This window comes from Staphylococcus sp. GDB9P120P (genome assembly GCF_017893435.1).
GTDB classification, from domain to species: domain Bacteria; phylum Bacillota; class Bacilli; order Staphylococcales; family Staphylococcaceae; genus Staphylococcus; species Staphylococcus cohnii.
Genome location: NZ_JAESNB010000008.1, coordinates 745,391 through 766,694, shown reverse-complemented (window position 1 = coordinate 766,694; position 21,304 = coordinate 745,391). Strand labels below are relative to the sequence as shown.

Sequence of the window (21,304 nt, the reverse complement as noted above, 5' to 3'; positions counted from 1 at the left end):
CTTGTTGGGTTAGTGGTTCTTTATGCATTCAGCAGAATGAAAGAAAGTAAACGTTGCACACTTCACGGTGAACAATTGAAGATAAAAGGGTGATAATCATTAACTTTAACTCGAGTTTATTATTTAATAAATTAAAAGAAACGAAATTAGCATTTTCATTGAAAGATTTAAATATAGAAACCTGGAATCAAGATTATGAAGCTATCAATTTTATTTTTAATAACATCACTTTTAAAAGTAGATTAGCTAAAAAAACACCGAAGAAACACGGCTACTTTGTTGCAATATGGCATAAAAATAATCAAGGGAACAATGTACCTTTTACTTATGATGAAATAGCAGATAAATTAGTTGTTAATATTATAGATGGTGTACAAAAAGGACAATTCGTTTTTCAAAAAGAAATACTCATGCACAAGGGTATAATTAGTTCTGAAAATAAAAAAGGGAAAATGGCTTTTCGTGTTTATCCAAGTTGGGAAAAGGATTTAAACAAAACTGCGCAGCTTAGTCAAAAATGGCAACTCGAATATTTTGTTGATTTGTCAAATGATGTTGATGAACAAAAGATAATTGAATTATATACATAGTGTTGACGCAAGATATCTAATATAAACATCCACTATTTTTTTTTTTCGTCTAATTGCGAACAATAAATGATACATAGGTATTTTTTGTAATGAAAAGTAAAGTGAAAGTGATTCAAACAATCTATTGTTTGAAATATAAATTGAAATACTATCATAATAAACGAGCCGAATACTAAAGTGTCCTACTATAAAAAAGCCTGAGTATGAAATTTTTATAAATTCATGCTCAGGCTGATTATACTAGAAATGAAATTTTAAATGTTTTCGAGTAGTAATTATTCATTTTAAACGCGTAATACATGTGTATTAAAATCTGTTTCTGTACGATTAGAAAGCAAATTATAAATGTGTGTTGAATGGATTTCTTGCTCAAATAAATGCGCATTTTGTTGATTTAGTTGCGTAATGAAATGACGTTCTGGAAATTTTTTCTTTAAGTATTTTAAATATTGTTGACCTTTTGATGACATACCAAGGATATGCACTGCTTTTATGTCGTTATGTTTATGCTGGTGTTGAAAGTTTAGTAAAATATTCATTAATATACGTTGTATATGCGTATATGTATATCTCTTTGTTTTAATCAACGACATTAAATGCTCAAATGATGAGGCATATCTGATTTTATCTAATATGCGATTTTCTAATCCTTCCCTCATCGTATAGATATTTTTCAATGAATTTGTTGTATGACTTAAAATAGCATATTTAATATACGGAAATGTATCTTCTACAGTCGCGTGTGGTTCTTGATAAAGCTGTTGTATTGAGTTAGGAACAACCGATTTCCATAGGTCATTTTGAGTTTGTAATGCATTGCGAATGGCAGTGCCACTAGCGAAATTTAAGTTTGAAATGTTGAAATCATGGTGATGACTACTTTCTCTTGATATCGTCCAAGGTTTGATATGTGGTGCTAACTTTTGAATTGCCCGCATATAAGAAATACCTAGTGTATTATTTGGAGAAGATAATAACGTATGATTGTTTAAAAGTTCACTTAATATTCTGGGATAACTTTTGCCTTCTTTTAGTTTCATTGAAAATTCAGATGTTTGTTCTATTTTAGAGATGTCTTTTTGCAATTCATGAAATGAATCGATATCACCTGATTCACTACCAAATGATAGATGATTTGCGTCAACATAACTTGCTATTTGGACAGCTGTTTCTGCAAAATATTGTCCTGCTGATAAAGCAGCTACTGCTGGCAATTCAATGACTAAATCGACAGCACTCAATGCCATTCGGGTGCGTATAAATTTATTATATATAGCTGGTTGCCCTCTCATAACAAAATTACCACTCATAATGGCTATTGATATTTCAGAATCGGTTATTGACTTTGATGTCTGGGCATGGTATAAGTGACCATTGTGGAAAGGATTATATTCAGTGACTAGTGCAACGCTTTTCATTTGCAATTCTCCCTTTCAGAATTCATTATAGATATTGTATCAGATTAATTTGTGTTAAGAAAAAATCTTGACAACTTTTATCTATAAAGTTAAAATAAATTTTGTGCTTGTTAGAGGTGAAGCCATATGAAATGGTCAATAACACAATTAAGAAAATTCCAAGATAAACCATTTGAGTTCCATCAAACGGTGAATTTTGATCATTTAGTAAAATCATTAGATTTAATAGATCTATCTGATATTGATGTTGAGGGTGAACTAACTGTCAAATCAAATGAAGTCATTGCAGATATGCATATAACTGGAACCTATACGATGGCATGTGCCCGTACGTTAGTACCAGTCGAAGTTCCTATTGATATAAAATCACAAGAAATTTTTGATTTAGAAGGTAACGAGTATATAAGTGATGACGAGGAAGATGAGCATTATCATGATGTCACAGACGGCATGATTAATCTAAAAGATATTGCTGAAGAACTTGTTATTATAGAAAAGCCAATGCGTGCTTTTGCAAATAATAGCGATCAGATGTTACGTGAAGGTAATGGTTGGGAAGTTATTGACGAGGAACAAGCGGTTGAGCTTGCTGAAGAAGAGGAAACTGAGCAAATCGATCCTAGGCTTCAAAAACTACAACAATTATATGACGAAGAGCAATAGCGGATTTAAATAATTTATAGTATAATAGATTATTGAGTCTGAAAATAATTTAGTAATGTATGAATATAAGGAGGATATATCATGGCAGTACCAAAAAGAAGAACGTCAAAAACAAGAAAAAATAAACGTCGTACTCATTTTAAAATTTCAGTACCTGGTATGACAGAATGCCCAAATTGTGGTGAATACAAATTATCTCACCGTGTTTGTAAGAACTGTGGTTCATACAAAGGTGAAGAAGTTGTATCTAAATAATTTCATTTATTTAAAGGCTAATGTATAGCCGAGATTAATCGTTCATTAATTATTCATATAATAATTTTTGAGCGATTTTTTATTTTATAATACTAATGCTATATACAATTGATGGGTTGTGTAAATGATGATTGAAATAAATGCACAAGTAATTTTAGAAAAAATAGAAAAAAGTGATAGCGAATGGTTATATAATCAGTTTAGTGATTATTTCCAAGAAATTTCTTCCTATCACGAATTAGAAAGATTATTGAAATCTTATAATACAATTAGGCATAAAAATATATTATATAAACACATACAACTCAATTATAAAGAAGAATACATATGGTTGGATGTAAAGCAAACATCTGGTATTAGTGTGACTTTAAATAAATATCATGAAATTATTGGTTTCGTTCTTATGCCTATCAACTTGGCAAACAGGCATAAAGAAACGAAATTAAGGTATACGATACCAGTTCCAAACAGTTGGTTTGTTTACGCTGGCGGAGAAAATGAACTTTTAAACCATCATTACTCATACAAAAATCAAAGTCATGCATTAGATTTAGTTTTTGTGAAGGATCATCTTACTTATCAGGGCAATCCTAATAGCTGTGAAAGTTATTATAGTTATGGTCAAAGTGTGATTGCACCAGCAAATGGCGTTGTAATAGACATTGTAGACGGAATACCAGATGCACCATCGGGTGAAAATAATATGAAACACCCTGAAGGGAATTACATCATTATTAAACATACAAGCAAAGAGTATAGTATGATAGCATATCTTAAACCAGACACATTTGAAGTGAATGTTGGAGATTATATAAGACGTGGGCAATTAATTGCACGAGTAGGAAATTCGGGTAACACAATGGAACCGCACATACATTTTCAAATTATGAATCAAAGCAACCCACAATTCGCCAAAACTTATAAGATTAGGTTACTAGATAACGTTTTGCCTGAAAAAGGTGATATGGTAAGTTATAGTGGAGACAGTATTATTATAGAAAATCAATTTGACTTAGCTAGAAGATGTAAGCAATTAAGTTCTAATATTAGGCATATATTTAAAAATTGAAATAAAGAGGCTATATTATGGAAATGATAACTTCTGCACAAAATAATAAAATTAAAAGTGCAAATAAATTAAAAAAGAAACGTGAAAGAGATAAAACAGGTCATGTACTTATCGAAGGTGTACATTTAATTGATGAAGCATATAAGAGTAATATAAAAATATTACAATTATTCGCAATTGATATCGATAGACTAGATGAGCAATTAGTGAATGATGCAGAAGAAGTATATGAAATAAATATAAAAGTTGCGGAATCATTGTCTGGTACGGTAACACCACAAGGATTCTTTGCGATTATAGAAAAAGTACATTATGAGGAACGCGCATATCAGCAAGTACTACTGTTAGATCGTATTCAAGATCCAGGTAATATGGGGACATTAATACGTACTGCGGATGCGGCAGGTATTGATTTAATCGTGCTAGAAAAAGGAACCGCAGATCCATATCAAGATAAAGTACTACGTGCAAGCCAAGGTAGTGTTTTTCATATTCCTATTATCACTAGAGATTTAAGTGAATTTATAGATGGTTTTAATGGAAATGTTTATGGTACAGCATTAGAGAACGCTATCCCTTATAATCAAATGGAACATCAAGAAAAATTTGCGCTGCTCCTTGGAAATGAGGGAGAAGGTGTCAACCCTAATTTATTAACACAAACGACTCAGAATTTAAACATTCCCATATATGGGCAAGCAGAAAGTTTAAATGTTGCCATAGCTGGTAGCATATTATTGTATCATCTCAAAGGTTGACCCTTTGAATGAACTTCGTATATAATACAAGTATCAATGAAAAATATTAACCTATAAAAAGACGTAAACTAATTGAGACAGTTGTTCAAGGGAGATTATTCATAGACTGAAAGATAATCCACTGTAATTGGTTTTTTTCATCTTTTTGGTTACTTAAAGAAATTTAAGTCGGAAATCATTTCCGTTATCAAAGATTACAAGTGTATGCGTGTGCATAAATTTGGGTGGTACCACGGAAAGCTTTCGTCCCAGTTTTAAGGGATGAAAGCTTTTTTGTATGCATTTATTGTTTATTTGAAAATATAGATCTTAAATAGGAGGCAAAGTATGGCACAAACAGAGGCAATGTCTGAGATTAAACAACAAGCATTAGTTGATATAAATGAAGCTCAAAATGAAAAAGAGTTACAAGATGTCAAAGTCAAATATCTAGGTAAAAAAGGTTCTGTGACTGGTTTGATGAAACATATGAAAGAATTATCAAACGAAGAGAAACCAGCATATGGCCAAAAAGTAAATGAAGTGAGACAAACGATCGAGGGTGAGATTGAATCCCGTCGAGAGGTTTTAGCAAATGCAAAATTAGAACAACAGTTAAAAGAAGAAAAAATTGATGTAACGTTGCCTAGCCGTAAAATTTCAATAGGTGCTAAGCATCCTTTAACAAGAACGATTGAAGAAATTGAAGATTTATTTTTAGGATTGGGCTATGAAATTGTTGATGGATATGAAGTTGAAAAAGATTATTACAATTTTGAAGCATTAAATTTACCAAAATCTCACCCAGCGAGAGATATGCAAGATAGTTTTTATATTACAGAAGATATTTTAATGCGCACACATACGTCACCAGTTCAAGCGAGAACAATGGAACAACGTAATGGTCAAGGACCAGTGAAAATATTATGTCCCGGTAAAGTTTATAGACGTGATTCTGACGATGCAACACACAGTCATCAATTTACGCAAATTGAAGGTTTAGTTGTAGACGAAAATATTCAAATGAGTGATTTGAAAGGGACATTAGAGTTGTTAGCCAAACAATTATTTGGTGAAGACAGAGAAATTCGTCTTCGTCCAAGTTACTTCCCATTTACTGAACCATCTGTAGAAGTTGATGTTTCTTGTTTTAAATGTGGTGGCGAGGGATGCAATGTCTGTAAACAAACGGGTTGGATAGAGATTTTAGGGGCAGGTATGGTTCACCCGAATGTACTAGAAATGGCTGGATTTGATGCAACGAAATATACAGGATTTGCTTTTGGTATGGGACCAGATAGAATTGCGATGCTCAAGTACGGTATTGAAGATATACGTCATTTCTATACGAATGATGTGCGTTTCTTAGACCAATTTAAAGCAGTAGAAGATAGAGGTGAGTTATAATGTTTATTTCAAAAGAATGGTTAGAGACATTTGTAGAAATTAATCAACCTGTCAATGTTCTAGCAGAAAAAATTACACGCACAGGTATTGAAGTAGATGATATTATTGATTACACAAAAGACATTAAAAATTTAGTGGTTGGATATATTCAATCTAAAGCACCGCATCCAGATGCAGATAAACTAAGTTTATGTCAAGTTGATATAGGTGAAGAAGCACCAGTGCAAATTGTTTGTGGTGCACCTAATGTAGATGCAGGACAGAGTGTCATTGTGGCAACTGTAGGTGGACGTTTACCTGGGGGAATAAAAATCAAAAGAGCAAAATTACGAGGTGAACGTTCAGAAGGAATGATTTGTTCATTACAAGAAATTGGTATTTCCTCAAATCTAGTTCCTAAACAATTTGAAGAAGGTATATATGTATTCACCTCAGATGTCAAACCTGGAACAGACGCCCTTACGGCTTTATATTTAAATGATCAAGTTATGGAATTTGATTTAACACCAAATAGAGCAGATGCATTAAGTATGATAGGTACAGCTTATGAAACAGCTGCACTTTATAATATGCCATTGAAAAAACCAGAAACACAATGCGAGACAACGAACGAACAAGCCGCTGATGAATTAAGTATTAGTGTTCAAAACCAAGACAAGGTACCGTACTACAGTGCTAGAATAGTGAAAAATGTTAAAATCCAACCATCACCAGAATGGATGCAAATGAGATTGATTAAAGCAGGTATTCGACCAATAAATAATGTTGTAGATATTTCAAATTATGTATTATTAGAATATGGTCAACCACTGCATATGTTTGATAAAGACCACATCGGCTCTGATCAAATAGAAGTGCGCCAAGCCAAAGCAGAAGAAAAAATGACAACACTAGATGATCAAGAGAGAACATTAAAAGAAAGTGATATTGTTATTACTAATGGTGATAGTCCTATTGCAATTGCTGGTGTTATGGGCGGCGATTTCTCAGAGGTGACTGAAAATACCACAAATGTCATCATCGAAGGTGCAATTTTCGACCCAGTTTCAATTAGACATACTTCCCGACGTTTAAATTTGCGTAGTGAAGCTTCAAGTCGATTTGAAAAGGGTATTGCAACAGAATTTGTAGACGAAGCGGTAGACAGAGCTTGTTATTTGCTACAACAATATGCGAGTGGAACGGTGGTACAAGATCGTGTAGCTGCAGGCGACCTTGGCCAATTTGTTACTCCAATTGAAATTACTGTTGAAAAAGTAAACAAAACGATTGGTTTTGATTTATCGAGAGAAGAAATTGAAGCTATTTTTGTTCAACTAGGCTTTGAAACAACACTAGAAGGTAATGCATTGACAGTAATGGTTCCGTCTCGTCGTAAAGATATTACAATCAAAGAAGACCTAATCGAAGAAATTGCTCGAATATACGGTTATGATGAAATTCCTTCAACGTTACCTGTGTTTGAACATGTAACACCGGGTACATTAAATGATAGACAAGCAAAAACAAGAATAGTAAAAGCGACATTAGAAGGTGCCGGTTTAAGCCAAGCGATTAATTACTCACTTGTAGATAAAGCACGTGCAACTGATTTTGCACTGCAAGATCGCTCAACGATATCATTGCTGATGCCTATGAGTGAAGCACATGCTACTTTGAGACAGAGTTTGATTCCTCATCTCATTGATGATGTGTCTTATAATGTAGCTCGAAGTAATCATCATGTTGCGCTATATGAATTAGGGCGTGTATTCTTCGGCAATGAGGAAGATCAATTGCCAGACGAGGTAGAATATTTAAGCGGTATATTAACAGGAGATTATGCTGTTAATACTTGGCAAAGTAAAAAGGAAGCAATTGATTTCTTTGTAGCAAAAGGTATCGTTGAACGTATTGCAGAAATTTTAGACATTCAATTTGAATATGAAGCTGGTGAAATAACTGGATTACACCCTGGTAGAACTGCATTGGTTAAATTAAATAATGAAATCGTTGGATTCGTAGGGGAGTTACATCCGCAAACTGAAAATGATTATGATTTAAAACAAACTTATGTATTTGAACTTAATTACGATAAGTTGATGTCAGTTTCAGTAGGTTACATTAATTATCAACCAATACCAAGATTCCCTGGTGTATCAAGAGATATTGCACTAGTCATTAATCGTGCAACGCCATCAGCCCAAATCGTTAATGTGATTAAAAATAACGGTGGCGACATTTTACAAAAAACGGAAGTCTTTGACGTTTATGAAGGTGAACATGTGGCAGAAGATGAAAAATCAATTGCACTTCGTTTATCATATTTAGATACAAAACAAACACTTACAGATGATAAAGTAAATGAAGTACATGATCGTATTTTAGAAGCCTTACAAGCAGAAGGTGCAACGATTAGATAATATAATAAAGCCTTGAATCTATGTCGCATGTTGCGATGATTCAAGGCTTTATTTTGCATTAGTAACGTTATGATTTACAAAAAAGCGTTTATTGTTGCTTTTTATTTATTAAATTTAAAGCTTTTGTTCTGTTAGCAAAATGTTTTTTGGTCATGGTATCTAAATAATGGACACCTTTTTTATCAATGATTTTTGCAGCGGCCAAATCCACTTTATTACTGGCGCCTTTAGGTAATATAACTTTTGCGTATTTTGAAAGTTGATCCATATTTTTCACAAAGGCATAACGTGAAATAATACTAGCGGCAGCAATTGCTATGGATTTTGATTCACCTTTCGTTTCAAATTTTGTCTTATTTTCAAACGGCAGTTCGCCAAGTGCATATCTTTTATATACGCCAGGTTCAGCAAATTGATCAATAACGATATAGTCAAGTTCGTCTGTGTCAATTTTTGCAACGACATTTTTAATTGCTTCGTTATGCAAAACTGCTTTCATTTTAACTTGAGACCAACCGGCTTTTTGTTTCTCGTTGTATTTTTCATTATGCATTGTTAATAAAGAATGTGGGATGAAAGTTATAATTTGTTCAGCAATTTCTATAATTTTAGGGTCAGTAAGTCTTTTAGAGTCGTCTACTCCAAGTGTTTTTAAGATTTGAGCGTCTTTTTCTGATACATAAGCTGCACAAACTGTTAGTGGTCCAAAGTAATCACCGCTGCCTGCCTCGTCACTACCGATACATTGAAATTGATTATAGGAGATGTGCTGTTTAGTTTGTTTGGTACTACCATGTTTTGTTTTGTTTTTGGGAGATGCTGATTTATTAGGTAATATAGCGTTTGCTACAGCTTCAGCATCTTTACCTTGAAACATTACTTTATTAGAATTATATATCGTAATCGCAGTATTGCAATGCTTTGCACGTGCTTTCATACCTTGTGAAAGATTAGTTGTATCAAAATTGATTTTAGTCATTAATTGTTGTATCTCTGAATTTGTTAATTTATGTACTATATTAGTCATTTAGTGACCTCTCTTTGTTCGTATAACGTATTTTAAAATTTAACAATGCATATCATATCATAAATTTAAATAAGTAAGCTATTTATGATATAACTAGCAATATGACTTTAATGAATGTGAATTAAAACCATTGTTTTATAATCATTAAATATTTCAAATAGAACAATTCCCACCTCTTACAAAAAAATATCTTGTCGTGTATAATAGTTCGTAATAAATATTATAAATTACCAACATATAAATATAAATAAAGTAAAACATTTAGATTAGAAATAAAATACAAAAGTCAGGAGTTATTATATGGGTGAGTTTAAAAATCGGATTAATGTAACTATAAATGATCAACATTATACAATCGTCGGAGAAGATAATCCTGAGCATATCCGTTATGTAGCACATTTGGTAGATGAAAGACTCAAAGAGTTAGCAAGTAAAAGTGCGGGTTTAGACACAACTAGAAAAGCCATTCTTACTGCAGTTAATATCATGCATGAAAAAGTCCAAGTAGAAGAAGAAAATGATCGTTTAAGACAAGAAATAAATCAATTGAAACATAGTGAAGATTAATGATTATTGATATAGTGATAGCTGTCATCTTTATATATATTGGCATCATTGGCTTTAGAAGAGGCGTGTGGTTATCAGCTATACATTTGAGCGCAACAATTTTTGCTTTGTGGATGGCTCAACGATATTATTTACAAATAGCACGACGCTTGGAGTTATTTGTCCCATATCCAAAGACACATGCTTACGATATGAATTTTGCATTTCAATTTGATAATTTGCAACAACGTTTTGAGCATATTGTCGCCTTTGTAACGATTGCTCTGATTACAAAAGTAATATGTTATGGCATTATTGTTATATTTGATTATACGCTTAAACAAAAGCTACCAAATATTACGAGCAGACTATGTGGTATGATTTTAAGTGTTATTCCATCGTTAATCATTAATGCTATTTTGTTATATAGTTGTGCAATTTATCCTAATGTGACGATACAACAACAACTTTCTCATTCGATTATAACAGAACATATATTATTACATATTCCATTTATCTCAATGTTTATCACACAACTATAAAGATATTGATGTGAAATTTATAGATTTAAAAAACTAGGGGGTCAAGGCATAACTGAAATACCAAAATAGTTTGGTGATGCTGTCTTGGCCTTTTTCTATGGAGTGAAACAAATGACTAAAAAAGAAATTATTCAATTATTAGAAAAAATTGCGGTGTATATGGAAATAAAAGGCGAAAACACTTTCAAAATTTCAGCTTATAGAAAAGCAGCTCAAAGTTTAGAAATAGATGAACGGCCTTTAGACCAAATCGAAGATGTTACAGAATTAAAAGGGATTGGTAAGGGTGTAGGAGACGTAATCAATGAATATAGAGAAACAGGTAATTCTACGACTTTAGCAACATTACAAGAAGAGGTGCCAGAAGGGTTAATTCCTTTACTTAAAATACAAGGTCTCGGTAGCAAAAAAATAGCGAAATTATATAAAGCGCTTAATATTGATGGGAAAGAAGCGTTGCAAAAAGCATGTGAAGAAGGAAAAGTAAGTGAATTAAGTGGATTCGCTAAGAAAACTGAAAAGAATATTCTTGAAGCAGTAAAAGCATTAGGAGCAAAAAAAGAGCGTTATCCAATTGATCAAATGAGAGGACTAAATATAGAAATTAGTGATTATTTATCATCGATTGAGACAGTAGAAAAATATGAAGTTGCAGGGAGTTTCCGTCGCTTTAAAGAAATGAGTAAAGACTTAGATTATATTATAAGCACGAATCAACCTTTAGAAGTTCAAAAAGCTTTATTAAAAATTCCAAATAAGGTTAAAGAAGTGGCAGTTGGAGCAACAAAAGTGTCATTAGAGTTAACTTATGATGACGAAACTATTGGCGTAGATTTTAGATTAATCGAGCCATCTGCTTTTTACCATACACTACAGCATTTTACAGGTTCAAAAGATCATAATATTCGAATCCGTCAATTGGCAAAAGAAAACAATGAAAAAGTTAGTGAATATGGTATAGAAAAAGAGAACGGCGCACTAATTCAATATAGCAGTGAACAAGAAATTTATAATCACTTTGGAGTGAATTGGATTGAACCTGCACTACGTGAAGATGGTAGCGAATTTGACAAAGATTTAACAGATATTATCAATATCAATGATATCAATGGTGATATTCATATGCATACAACATATAGTGATGGTGCTTTTAGTATTGAAGATATGATTGAAGCAAACATCGCAAAAGGTTATCAGTTTATGGTTATTACAGATCATTCTCAAAGTTTAAAAGTCGCCAATGGACTTTCTGTTGAGCGGTTGTTGCGACAAAATGAAGAGATTAAAGCGTTAAACGAAAAATATGATGAAATTGATATATATTCAGGCATTGAAATGGACATTTTACCTGATGGCCGTTTAGACTATGATGATGAAATATTAGCACAGTTAGATTATGTCATCGCAGCGATACATCAAAGTTTCAACCAATCTCAAGAAGATATTATGTATCGACTAGAACAAGCATGTCGTAATCCTTATGTCCGTCATATTGCACATCCAACAGGACGTATCATAGGTAAACGTGCAGGTTATGAACCTGATATTGATAAATTATGTGAAATCGCAGAAGAAACAAATACTATTTTAGAAATCAATGCGAACCCTAAACGCTTAGATTTAAATGCAGATATCGTTAAAAAACATCCTAATGTTAAATTAACGATTAATACTGATGCTCATCACGTAGATCACTTAGAATTTATGAAATATGGTATAGCTACTGCACAAAAAGGTTTTGTAAAAAAAGAAAGCGTGATTAATACAATGGATAGAGCATCCTTTAAAACATTTATTGAAAATAATATAAAATTGAAGAAATAGAGGGATTATATGAGACAGAAATCATTAAATGTCTTAGAATTCGATAAAATAAAAGCACTTGTTGAAAAAGAAACCATGAGTGACTTAGGTAGAGAGAAAGTCGTTGAAATGGTACCAGCAACTGATTTTCAAACTGTCGAATTTCAAATGAATGAAACGGATGAAATTGCTCAAATATATAATAAACACCGTTTACCCAGTTTGAGTGGATTATCTAAGATTTCATCACTGATTCATAGAGCGACAATCGGCGGTGTATTAAGTGTTAAAGAACTTAATGCAATTAAACGTTTAATTCAAATTCAAAATCAATATAAGACATTTTATAATAATTTATTAGAAGAAGAAGAAGTAGTGAATTATGCTATTCTTCACGATAGGATGGAACAATTACCTGTCCTTTCAGAGTTGTATCAAAATATCCATCAAAAATGTGACGCTAATGATTTATTCGATAACGCTAGTTACGAATTACAAGGCATCCGGAGTAAAATTTCTGGTACGACTCAACGAATAAAACAAAACTTAGACAAAATTGTGAAGCGTCAAGCTAATCAGAAAAAGTTGTCAGATGCTATAATAACGGTGCGCAATGAACGCAATGTTATTCCGGTAAAAGCAGAATATCGTCAAGATTTTAATGGCATCGTTCATGACCAATCAGCTTCTGGGCAAACACTTTACATTGAACCTTCGTCTATCGTTGAAATGAATAATCAAATTAGCCGTCTAAGAAATGATGAAGCGGTTGAACGTGAACGTATTTTAACTGAGTTAACGGGTTATGTAGCGGCTGAAGCAGACGCTTGTTTAATTTCAGAAAATATTATGGGTCAAATTGACTTTTTAACCGCTAAAGCACGTTATGCACGCTCAATCAAAGGAACGAAACCTGAGTTTACCAGTGAGCGAATGGTTTATTTACCCAAAGCATTTCATCCTTTATTAGATAGAGATACCGTTGTAGCAAATACGATTGAATTTGCAGACGATATTGAAACTGTGATCATCACCGGTCCTAATACAGGGGGGAAAACTGTAACACTAAAAACCCTCGGACTCGTTATTTTGATGGCACAATCAGGGATGTTGATACCTACTTTAGACGGTAGTAAACTAAGCATTTTTGAAAATGTTTATTGTGATATCGGAGATGAGCAATCTATTGAACAATCACTTTCAACTTTTTCCTCACACATGAAAAATATTGTTGAAATCTTACAGCATACAACAAAAAATAGTTTGATTCTTTTTGATGAACTAGGTGCTGGGACAGATCCGAGTGAAGGTGCTGCTTTAGCGATGAGTATCTTAGATCATGTTCATGAAATAGGATCATTAGTAATGGCGACAACGCATTACCCTGAACTTAAAGCATACAGTTACAATAGATCAGGTGTGATGAATGCTAGCGTAGAGTTTGATGTTAATACATTAAGCCCAACATATAAATTGCTCATGGGTGTACCGGGACGTTCTAATGCTTTTGATATTTCAAAAAAATTAGGACTCAATATGAAAGTGATTCAAAACGCGAAAGCAATGATAGGACAGGATGAGCAAGAAATAAATGAAATGATTGCTTCATTAGAAAAAAATTCTAAACGTGTAGACGAACAGAGAATTGAATTAGATGGTCTATTAAGAGAAGCTCAAGAAACACATGATGAACTTGAAAAAGAATATGATAAATATCGTAATCAAGAGAAACAATTAATGAGTGAAGCCAAAGAAAAAGCCAATCAACGCGTGAAAGCCGCTACCCAAGAAGCAGATGAGATCATTAAAGAATTACGCGAACTTAGAGATAAAAAAGGTGCTGATGTAAAAGAACATGAGCTTATCAATAAAAAGAAACAGCTGGATGATCAATATGAAGCTAAGTCAATAAAGCAAAATGTCGAAAAGAAAAAATGGGATGAAATTAAAGTTGGCGATGAAGTAAAAGTTCTGACATATGGGCAAAAAGGTGAAATATTAGAATTACTAGATGATAATGAAGCGGTTGTTCAAATGGGCATCATTAAAATGAAATTACCAACCAGTGACTTAGAAAAAACACAAAAGACGAAAGAAGCACCTTCTAAAATGGTTAAACGTGAAAATCGTCAAAGTATTAAAATGGAACTTGATTTACGTGGCTACCGCTATGATGAAGCAATGGTTGCGGTTGATCAATATTTAGACCAAGCTGTATTAAGTAATTATGAACAAGTATATATTATTCATGGTAAAGGAACAGGTGCACTTCAAAAAGGTGTGCAAAAACATTTAAAACAACATAAAAATGTGTCATCATATAGGAACGGCATGCCAAGTGAAGGTGGATTTGGCGTGACCGTTGCAGAATTGAAATAAATGTGAGCAAGAGGTATGCAGATTTGTACAAAGTCTGTTATAATTTCTTCATCATTTGAAATTTAAGGAGGATTGGCAGTTATGGCAATCGTAAAAGTAACAGATTCAAACTTTGATGAAAATATTCAATCAGGTGTCAATTTAGTAGATTTTTGGGCAACATGGTGTGGCCCATGTAAGATGATTGCTCCAGTATTAGAAGAATTAGCTGGTGATTATGATGGAAAAGCTAATATTTTAAAACTTGATGTAGATGAAAATCCGTCAACAGCTGCTAAATTTGAAGTAATGAGTATCCCGACTTTAATCTTATTTAAAGATGGTGAACCTGTCGATAAAGTTGTAGGCTTCCAACCTAAAGAAAACTTAGCAGAAGTAATTGAGAAACACTTATAAAAGCACAACGAAACGACCTGGGACATCAATGATTGTCTCAGGTTTTTTCTGTGATTTTTGTTAGTTTGTCTGAAATCGTAGTTTTTATGATTTTTATAGAGCTAGGCCTACATTCTGATTATTTATAGCATTGGTATAAAAATGCGAATTTGCATTATATTCATAACTAAAATTGACTGCATATCCACACCCTATATTATTCAACGTCGCTTATCCTCTAAATTTGGTTTATGAAAAAGCTTCAGTGTTTAAAATATTTTGATGCACCAGCATTTTATAGATTAAGGTGCTTTATATATAATGTTTGAAATTTTTACTGGCCACATATTTCATGTTCAAACGAATACTTTGGTTTAATGATAATGTATATTCTATAATGAATATTAGAATTAAAATTTTATATTTGCGAATAAGCTTTCAACGTTATACAACTGTGATGCAAATGATATATATCTTATTTTAGCAATATATTTTTACAAGAAAGGGGGGACTAAAGTGGAAAAATATCAAGAAGATATTAAACAAAAATTAACGGTCGTACCCACTGAACCGGGTTGCTATTTAATGAAAGATCGAAATGATCAAATTATTTATGTCGGCAAGGCTAAAAAATTAAGAAATAGATTAAGATCTTATTTTACAGGTGCACATGATGCTAAAACGACACGGCTCGTTTCAGAAATTAGAAACTTCGAATATATTGTAACTTCGAGTGAAACAGAATCATTATTGCTCGAACTTAATTTGATTAAACAATATCAACCGAGATATAACATTTTGTTGAAAGACGATAAAAGTTACCCTTTTATTAAAATCACTAAAGAAAAATATCCTCGGTTAATTGTGACACGCACAGTTAAAAAAGGAACAGGAAAATATTTTGGGCCTTATCCTAATGCATATTCAGCACAAGAGACAAAAAAGTTATTAGATAGAATTTATCCATTTAGAAAGTGTGATAAAATGCCCGATAAATTGTGTCTTTATTACCATATTGGCCAATGTTTAGGTCCTTGTGTTTACCCAGTAGATTTAAATAAATATGCTGAAATGACTAAAGAAATTACTGACTTTTTAAATGGCGAAGATAAAACAATATTGAATAACTTAGAACAAAAAATGAATGAAGCGAGTGAAGCACTAGACTTTGAAAGAGCAAAAGAGTACAGAGATTTAATACAACATATTCACAATTTAACTAAAAAACAAAAAATTACAACTTCGGATAATACTATAAGAGATGTTTTTGGGTATAGTGTGTCAAAAGGTTGGATGTGTATTCAAGTGTTTTTCATTAGACAAGGGAATATGATTAAGCGAGATGCAACTATGATTCCATTGCAACAAACAGAAGAAGAAGAATTTTATACTTTTATAGGTCAATTTTATGATTTAAATCAACACATTCTTCCTAAAGAAGTCCATATTCCTAAAAATTTAAACAAAGACATCATTCAATCGGTAGTAGATACGAAAATAGTCCAACCCATTAAAGGTAAGAAAAAAGAAATGATTGATTTAGCGAATCATAATGCTGAAGTTACGCTAGAGAATAAATTTGAACTCATTGCTAAAGATGAATCACGTACCGTGAAGGCAATTGAAGAATTAGGGGATCATATGGGGATTCAAACGCCTATTCGTATTGAAGCTTTTGACAATTCAAACATACAAGGTGTACACCCTGTTTCAGCTATGGTTTCATTTGTTGATGGCAAACCTAATAAAAAAGGATACCGTAAATATAAAATTAAAACGGTGGATGGCCCAGATGATTATAAATCGATGAGAGAAGTTGTGCGTAGACGTTATACACGTGTTTTAAATGAAGGTACACCATTACCAGACTTAATCATCGTCGATGGTGGTAAAGGTCATATGAACGGAGTAATCGATGTGCTTGAAAACGAATTAGGTTTGGATATACCAGTTGCTGGGCTACGTAAAAATGATAAACACCAAACCTCAGAGATTCTGTATGGTGAAAGTGCAGAGATTGTACCTTTGAAAAAAAATAGCCAAGCGTTTTATTTACTTCAAAGAATACAAGATGAAGTTCATAGATTTGCAATTACGTTTCATAGACAAACACGCCAGAAAACTGGTTTACAATCAGTTTTAGATACCGTAGATGGTATAGGTTCTAAACGCAAAACAAAACTATTACGAACTTTTGGCTCCATAAAGAAAATGAAAGAGGCAAGTATCGAAGATCTAAAGTCTTCTGGTTTACCTCAAAAAGTCGCTGAGAATCTTCATCACGCACTATATAACAAATAGAAAAAAAGAATATGGCATGAGAATCATTCTCATGCCCAAAATTTTATGAATTAGTGTTACAATAGCAAATAACAGGAATTCTTTTTTTAAAAGTATATGGAAGCGTTTACTAATTGAGAAAAATTATCACTTAAATCTAAATAATAAAACAATTGTTAAATTCAACTAGGGGTATTACTTCATTGTTTTATACATACATGTTGAAGTTTATATTGCTATAAATATAAAGCGATTGCATAACATGTTGTTGTTTAGTTTTAGTTGATAAGTGTCATCACATTTATACTTTAAAAAAAGGATACCAAAAAATTAATTGTTTCACAGGGGGGACTTCCTTTTGGCATATTCGAAAAATCAATTCTATTTAAGACGCTTACATTCTTTGTTAGGCGTAATACCGATAGGTGGATTCTTATTAGTGCATCTACTTGTTAACCACCAAGCTACAAAAGGCGTTGAGGCGTTTAACAAGGCTGCTGGATTTATGGAATCTTTACCATTCTTGATTGCATTGGAGTTTATCGTAATTTACATTCCAATTCTATATCATGCGGTATATGGTGTACATATTGCCTTTACGGCAAAAGAAAACGTAGGACATTACTCTCAATTTAGAAATTGGATGTTCTTATTGCAACGTATTACAGGTATTGTAACGTTTATTTTTGTTGCTATACATTTATGGCAAACACGTATTCAGCGTGCATTAGGTCAAGAAGTAAACTTCGATATGGTACATGATATTGTATCTAATCCAGGTTGGTTAATTTTCTATATCATTTGTTTACTTTCTGTAACATTCCACTTCGCAAATGGCTTATGGTCATTTTTAGTTACATGGGGTGTTTTACAATCTAAAAGATCACAACAGATTTTTACATGGGTATCACTTGTTGTATTTATCGTAGTTTCGTATATCGGAATAAGTGCTATTCTTGCGTTCGTATAATTTAAAAATGTTTCAGATATATTTAGGGGAGTGACTATTTATGGCAGAGAAGAAAATTATTGTTGTCGGTGGAGGACTTGCCGGTCTGATGTCAACAATTAAAGCAGCAGAACAAGGCGCACACGTTGACTTGTTCTCATTAGTGCCTGTTAAACGTTCACATTCCGTATGTGCCCAAGGTGGCATAAACGGAGCAATCAATACGAAAGGTGAAGGTGACTCACCTGCTGTTCACTTTGATGACACAGTTTATGGTGGAGATTTCTTAGCGAATCAGCCACCAGTAAAAGCAATGGCAGAAGAAGCGCCAAATATTATACATTTACTTGATCGTATGGGTGTAATGTTTAATAGAACGAATGAAGGCTTGCTAGATTTCCGTCGCTTTGGTGGTACGATGTATCACAGAACGGCATATGCTGGAGCAACAACTGGACAACAATTAATGTATGCCTTAGATGAACAAGTACGTAGTTATGAAGTGGATGGTTTAGTTACAAAATATGAAGGATGGGAATTCTTAGGTATTGTCAAAGATGATGACAATATGGCCAGAGGTATTGTGGCTCAAGATATGACATCTTCTGAAATAAAATCATTTGGTTCAGATGCAGTTATTATGGCAACTGGTGGTCCAGGTATTATATTTGGTAAAACAACAAACTCAATGATTAATACTGGTTCTGCTGCATCAATCGTTTACCAACAAGGAGCAATTTATGCAAATGGTGAGTTTATTCAAATTCATCCAACAGCAATCCCTGGCGATGACAAACTACGATTAATGAGTGAATCGGCTCGTGGTGAAGGTGGACGTATTTGGACATACAAAGATGGTAAACCATGGTACTTCTTAGAAGAAAAATATCCAGATTATGGTAACTTAGTACCTCGTGATATTGCAACACGTGAAATTTTTGATGTATGTGTTAATCAAAAATTAGGTATTAACGGTGAAAACATGGTATACCTTGATCTTTCTCATAAAGATCCGCATGAATTAGATGTAAAATTAGGTGGCATCATTGAAATTTATGAAAAATTCACTGGTGACGATCCAAGAAAAGTACCAATGAAAATCTTCCCAGCAGTCCACTATTCAATGGGTGGCCTTTATGTAGATTATGATCAAATGACAAATATCAAAGGCTTATTTGCAGCAGGTGAGTGTGATTTCTCACAACATGGTGGTAACCGTTTAGGTGCTAATTCATTGTTATCTGCTATTTACGGCGGAACAGTTGCAGGACCAAATGCAATTGAATATGTTGCAAATATTGAAAAATCATATACTGATTTGGACGACAGCATTTATGAAAAACGTGTTAAAGAAGAACAAGAAAAATTCGATAATTTATTGAATATGAATGGTACAGAAAATGCATATAAACTTCATAGAGAACTTGGTGAAGTTATGACAGCAAACGTTACTGTTGTACGTGATAATAAAGCATTATTGGAAACAGACAAGAAAATCCTAGAATTGATGGAACGTTATCAAGATATTGACATTGAAGATACGCAAACATGGAGTAACCAAGCAGTCTTCTTTACTCGTCAATTATGGAATATGTTAGTACTAGCACGTGTAATTACAATCGGTGCATACAACCGAAATGAGACTCGTGGGGCACATTATAAACCTGAATTCCCTGAGAGAAACGACGAAGAATGGTTGAAAACGACTTTAGCATCATATCAAGGAAAAACAGAACCGCCTAAATTTACATACGAACCAGTAGATGTAAGTTTAATCCCACCTCGTAAACGTGACTATTCAAGTAGTTCTAAAGGAGGTAAATAAAATGGCAGATACTAAAGAAGTAAATGAAACTCAAGCGCAAAACGAACAACAAAGCCAACAACAAAATCAAAAAACAATTAAATTTATCATTAAACGACAAGATGATGCAGAATCTAAACCTTATGAGGAAGAGTTTGAAATTCCTTATAAAGAGAATTTAAATGTTATTGCTTGTTTAATGGAAATTAGACGTAATCCGGTTAATAGTAAAGGTGAGAAAACAACACCTGTTATTTGGGATATGAACTGTTTAGAAGAAGTTTGTGGTGCTTGTTCTATGGTTATCAACGGCAAAGCGAGACAATCTTGTACAGCAATTGTTGACCAATTAGAACAACCAATTAAATTAGAGCCAATGAGTACATTCCCAGTGGTTCGTGACTTACAAGTTGATCGTAGTAGAATGTTTGATAACTTGAAACGTATGAAAGCATGGGTACCGATTGATGGTACGTATGATCTTGGACCAGGGCCTCGTATGCCAGAGAAAAAACGTCAAACAGCATATGAATTATCTAAATGTATGACATGTGGTGTATGTTTAGAAGTTTGTCCAAACGTTACAAGAAATAACGACTTTGTTGGTGCACAAGCTATTTCACAAGTTAGATTGTTTAACTTACACCCAACAGGTTCAATGACTAAAGATGAACGTTTAAATGCATTGATGGGTGCAGGTGGTTTACAAGAGTGTGGTAACTCACAAAACTGTGTTAACGCATGTCCTAAAGGTATTCCTCTAACGACATCAATTGCAGCATTAAACCGTGAAACTTCTTTCCATATGTTTAAATCATTCTTTGGTTCAGACCACCAAGTAAATTAATATATATATTAAGACTGTCAACAAAGTACTAACTTTGCTGACAGTTTTTTTATGAAATATGGTATAGATATAAATTTAACATCATGATTAGACGTTTAGTAAAAGTACTTTTCATATTAAATACGTTTAAATCACTGCTGTTGTAAAGTTAATATCTGAAATGCCAGTTATTTAGAAATTTAGTTCTTGTAAAATGATTTTGAAAACACAG

The 21,304-nt window shown here is 33.0% G+C and carries 18 protein-coding genes; 16 read left to right on the top strand and 2 right to left on the bottom strand.

Going from position 1 to position 21,304, the window contains the following annotated elements; genetic code table 11:
• Nucleotides 1-89 precede the first annotated feature (89 nt).
• A complete protein-coding gene (locus tag KA856_RS08915) occupies nt 90-590 on the top strand; it encodes a MepB family protein (RefSeq protein WP_107384383.1) in 501 nt (166 codons plus the stop codon).
• Between the two features lie 284 nt (nt 591-874).
• Here the strand turns inward: KA856_RS08915 and KA856_RS08910 are convergent, their stop codons facing one another.
• On the bottom strand, nt 875-2,008 hold the full coding sequence (locus tag KA856_RS08910) for a nucleotidyltransferase (protein ID WP_107384384.1): 1,134 nt from the start codon (nt 2,006-2,008) through the stop codon (nt 875-877).
• Nucleotides 2,009-2,134: 126 nt separating this feature from the next.
• Between KA856_RS08910 and KA856_RS08905 the strand changes: the two genes are divergently transcribed.
• The 6 genes from KA856_RS08905 to pheT all read left to right on the top strand — a co-directional run bounded on the left by KA856_RS08905 (nt 2,135) and on the right by pheT (nt 8,541).
• On the top strand, nt 2,135-2,671 hold the full coding sequence (locus KA856_RS08905) for a YceD family protein (RefSeq protein ID WP_210138641.1): 537 nt from the start codon (nt 2,135-2,137) through the stop codon (nt 2,669-2,671).
• Between the two features lie 81 nt (nt 2,672-2,752).
• A complete protein-coding gene (rpmF, locus tag KA856_RS08900) occupies nt 2,753-2,926 on the top strand; it encodes a 50S ribosomal protein L32 (protein WP_019469283.1) in 174 nt (57 codons plus the stop codon).
• A 124-nt stretch (nt 2,927-3,050) separates the two neighbouring features.
• Nucleotides 3,051-3,995, top strand: a complete 945-nt coding sequence (locus KA856_RS08895) for a M23 family metallopeptidase (protein ID WP_181187525.1) — start codon at nt 3,051-3,053, stop codon at nt 3,993-3,995.
• Between the two features lie 17 nt (nt 3,996-4,012).
• Nucleotides 4,013-4,753 carry a TrmH family RNA methyltransferase gene (locus tag KA856_RS08890; RefSeq protein WP_107384387.1) on the top strand — a complete coding sequence of 247 codons (741 nt, stop codon included), beginning with the start codon at nt 4,013-4,015 and terminating at the stop codon, nt 4,751-4,753.
• A 327-nt stretch (nt 4,754-5,080) separates the two neighbouring features.
• On the top strand, nt 5,081-6,139 hold the full coding sequence (gene pheS / locus KA856_RS08885) for a phenylalanine--tRNA ligase subunit alpha (protein WP_107386411.1): 1,059 nt from the start codon (nt 5,081-5,083) through the stop codon (nt 6,137-6,139).
• Nucleotides 6,139-8,541, top strand: coding sequence for a phenylalanine--tRNA ligase subunit beta (gene pheT, locus KA856_RS08880; protein WP_107384389.1), 2,403 nt, complete (start codon nt 6,139-6,141; stop codon nt 8,539-8,541). The genes pheS and pheT overlap by 1 nt, the downstream gene beginning before the upstream one ends.
• A gap of 88 nt (nt 8,542-8,629) precedes the next feature.
• Here the strand turns inward: pheT and rnhC are convergent, their stop codons facing one another.
• Complete coding sequence (gene rnhC, locus KA856_RS08875) at nt 8,630-9,568, bottom strand: ribonuclease HIII (protein ID WP_107384390.1); 939 nt, start codon at nt 9,566-9,568, stop codon at nt 8,630-8,632.
• A 300-nt stretch (nt 9,569-9,868) separates the two neighbouring features.
• Between rnhC and zapA the strand changes: the two genes are divergently transcribed.
• The 9 genes from zapA to sdhB all read left to right on the top strand — a co-directional run bounded on the left by zapA (nt 9,869) and on the right by sdhB (nt 21,093).
• Nucleotides 9,869-10,135, top strand: a complete 267-nt coding sequence (zapA, locus tag KA856_RS08870; protein WP_019469289.1) for a cell division protein ZapA — start codon at nt 9,869-9,871, stop codon at nt 10,133-10,135.
• Nucleotides 10,135-10,656 carry a CvpA family protein gene (locus KA856_RS08865; RefSeq protein WP_107383700.1) on the top strand — a complete coding sequence of 174 codons (522 nt, stop codon included), beginning with the start codon at nt 10,135-10,137 and terminating at the stop codon, nt 10,654-10,656. The genes zapA and KA856_RS08865 overlap by 1 nt, the downstream gene beginning before the upstream one ends.
• Nucleotides 10,657-10,767: 111 nt before the next feature.
• Complete coding sequence (gene polX / locus KA856_RS08860) at nt 10,768-12,480, top strand: DNA polymerase/3'-5' exonuclease PolX (protein WP_107504529.1); 1,713 nt, start codon at nt 10,768-10,770, stop codon at nt 12,478-12,480.
• Between the two features lie 9 nt (nt 12,481-12,489).
• Nucleotides 12,490-14,838 (top strand): endonuclease MutS2, encoded by a 2,349-nt coding sequence (locus KA856_RS08855; RefSeq protein ID WP_107383702.1) that lies wholly within the window; start codon nt 12,490-12,492, stop codon nt 14,836-14,838.
• A gap of 81 nt (nt 14,839-14,919) precedes the next feature.
• On the top strand, nt 14,920-15,234 hold the full coding sequence (gene trxA / locus KA856_RS08850; RefSeq protein ID WP_019469293.1) for a thioredoxin: 315 nt from the start codon (nt 14,920-14,922) through the stop codon (nt 15,232-15,234).
• A 495-nt stretch (nt 15,235-15,729) separates the two neighbouring features.
• Complete coding sequence (gene uvrC / locus KA856_RS08845) at nt 15,730-17,514, top strand: excinuclease ABC subunit UvrC (protein WP_019469294.1); 1,785 nt, start codon at nt 15,730-15,732, stop codon at nt 17,512-17,514.
• Nucleotides 17,515-17,851: 337 nt separating this feature from the next.
• Nucleotides 17,852-18,463 (top strand): succinate dehydrogenase cytochrome b558 subunit, encoded by a 612-nt coding sequence (locus tag KA856_RS08840; RefSeq protein ID WP_107383703.1) that lies wholly within the window; start codon nt 17,852-17,854, stop codon nt 18,461-18,463.
• Between the two features lie 40 nt (nt 18,464-18,503).
• A complete protein-coding gene (gene sdhA / locus KA856_RS08835) occupies nt 18,504-20,267 on the top strand; it encodes a succinate dehydrogenase flavoprotein subunit (RefSeq protein WP_107383704.1) in 1,764 nt (587 codons plus the stop codon).
• Between the two features lies 1 nt (nt 20,268).
• The gene (gene sdhB / locus KA856_RS08830) at nt 20,269-21,093 is read left to right on the top strand and encodes a succinate dehydrogenase iron-sulfur subunit (RefSeq protein ID WP_107383705.1); all 825 of its coding nucleotides are present in this window, start codon (nt 20,269-20,271) and stop codon (nt 21,091-21,093) included.
• The last annotated feature ends 211 nt before the right edge of the window (nt 21,094-21,304 follow it).

What these genes read in the sequence shown, in the direction of transcription:
- KA856_RS08910 (WP_107384384.1), bottom strand. Translation starts at nt 2,008, where the DNA reads ATGAAAAGCGTTGCACTAGTCACTGAATATAATCCTTTCCACAATGGT.
- KA856_RS08905 (WP_210138641.1), top strand. Translation starts at nt 2,135, where the DNA reads ATGAAATGGTCAATAACACAATTAAGAAAATTCCAAGATAAACCATTT.
- rpmF (WP_019469283.1), top strand. Translation starts at nt 2,753, where the DNA reads ATGGCAGTACCAAAAAGAAGAACGTCAAAAACAAGAAAAAATAAACGT.
- KA856_RS08895 (WP_181187525.1), top strand. Translation starts at nt 3,051, where the DNA reads ATGATGATTGAAATAAATGCACAAGTAATTTTAGAAAAAATAGAAAAA.
- KA856_RS08890 (WP_107384387.1), top strand. Translation starts at nt 4,013, where the DNA reads ATGGAAATGATAACTTCTGCACAAAATAATAAAATTAAAAGTGCAAAT.
- pheS (WP_107386411.1), top strand. Translation starts at nt 5,081, where the DNA reads ATGGCACAAACAGAGGCAATGTCTGAGATTAAACAACAAGCATTAGTT.
- pheT (WP_107384389.1), top strand. Translation starts at nt 6,139, where the DNA reads ATGTTTATTTCAAAAGAATGGTTAGAGACATTTGTAGAAATTAATCAA.
- rnhC (WP_107384390.1), bottom strand. Translation starts at nt 9,568, where the DNA reads ATGACTAATATAGTACATAAATTAACAAATTCAGAGATACAACAATTA.
- zapA (WP_019469289.1), top strand. Translation starts at nt 9,869, where the DNA reads ATGGGTGAGTTTAAAAATCGGATTAATGTAACTATAAATGATCAACAT.
- KA856_RS08865 (WP_107383700.1), top strand. Translation starts at nt 10,135, where the DNA reads ATGATTATTGATATAGTGATAGCTGTCATCTTTATATATATTGGCATC.
- polX (WP_107504529.1), top strand. Translation starts at nt 10,768, where the DNA reads ATGACTAAAAAAGAAATTATTCAATTATTAGAAAAAATTGCGGTGTAT.
- KA856_RS08855 (WP_107383702.1), top strand. Translation starts at nt 12,490, where the DNA reads ATGAGACAGAAATCATTAAATGTCTTAGAATTCGATAAAATAAAAGCA.
- trxA (WP_019469293.1), top strand. Translation starts at nt 14,920, where the DNA reads ATGGCAATCGTAAAAGTAACAGATTCAAACTTTGATGAAAATATTCAA.
- sdhA (WP_107383704.1), top strand. Translation starts at nt 18,504, where the DNA reads ATGGCAGAGAAGAAAATTATTGTTGTCGGTGGAGGACTTGCCGGTCTG.
- sdhB (WP_107383705.1), top strand. Translation starts at nt 20,269, where the DNA reads ATGGCAGATACTAAAGAAGTAAATGAAACTCAAGCGCAAAACGAACAA.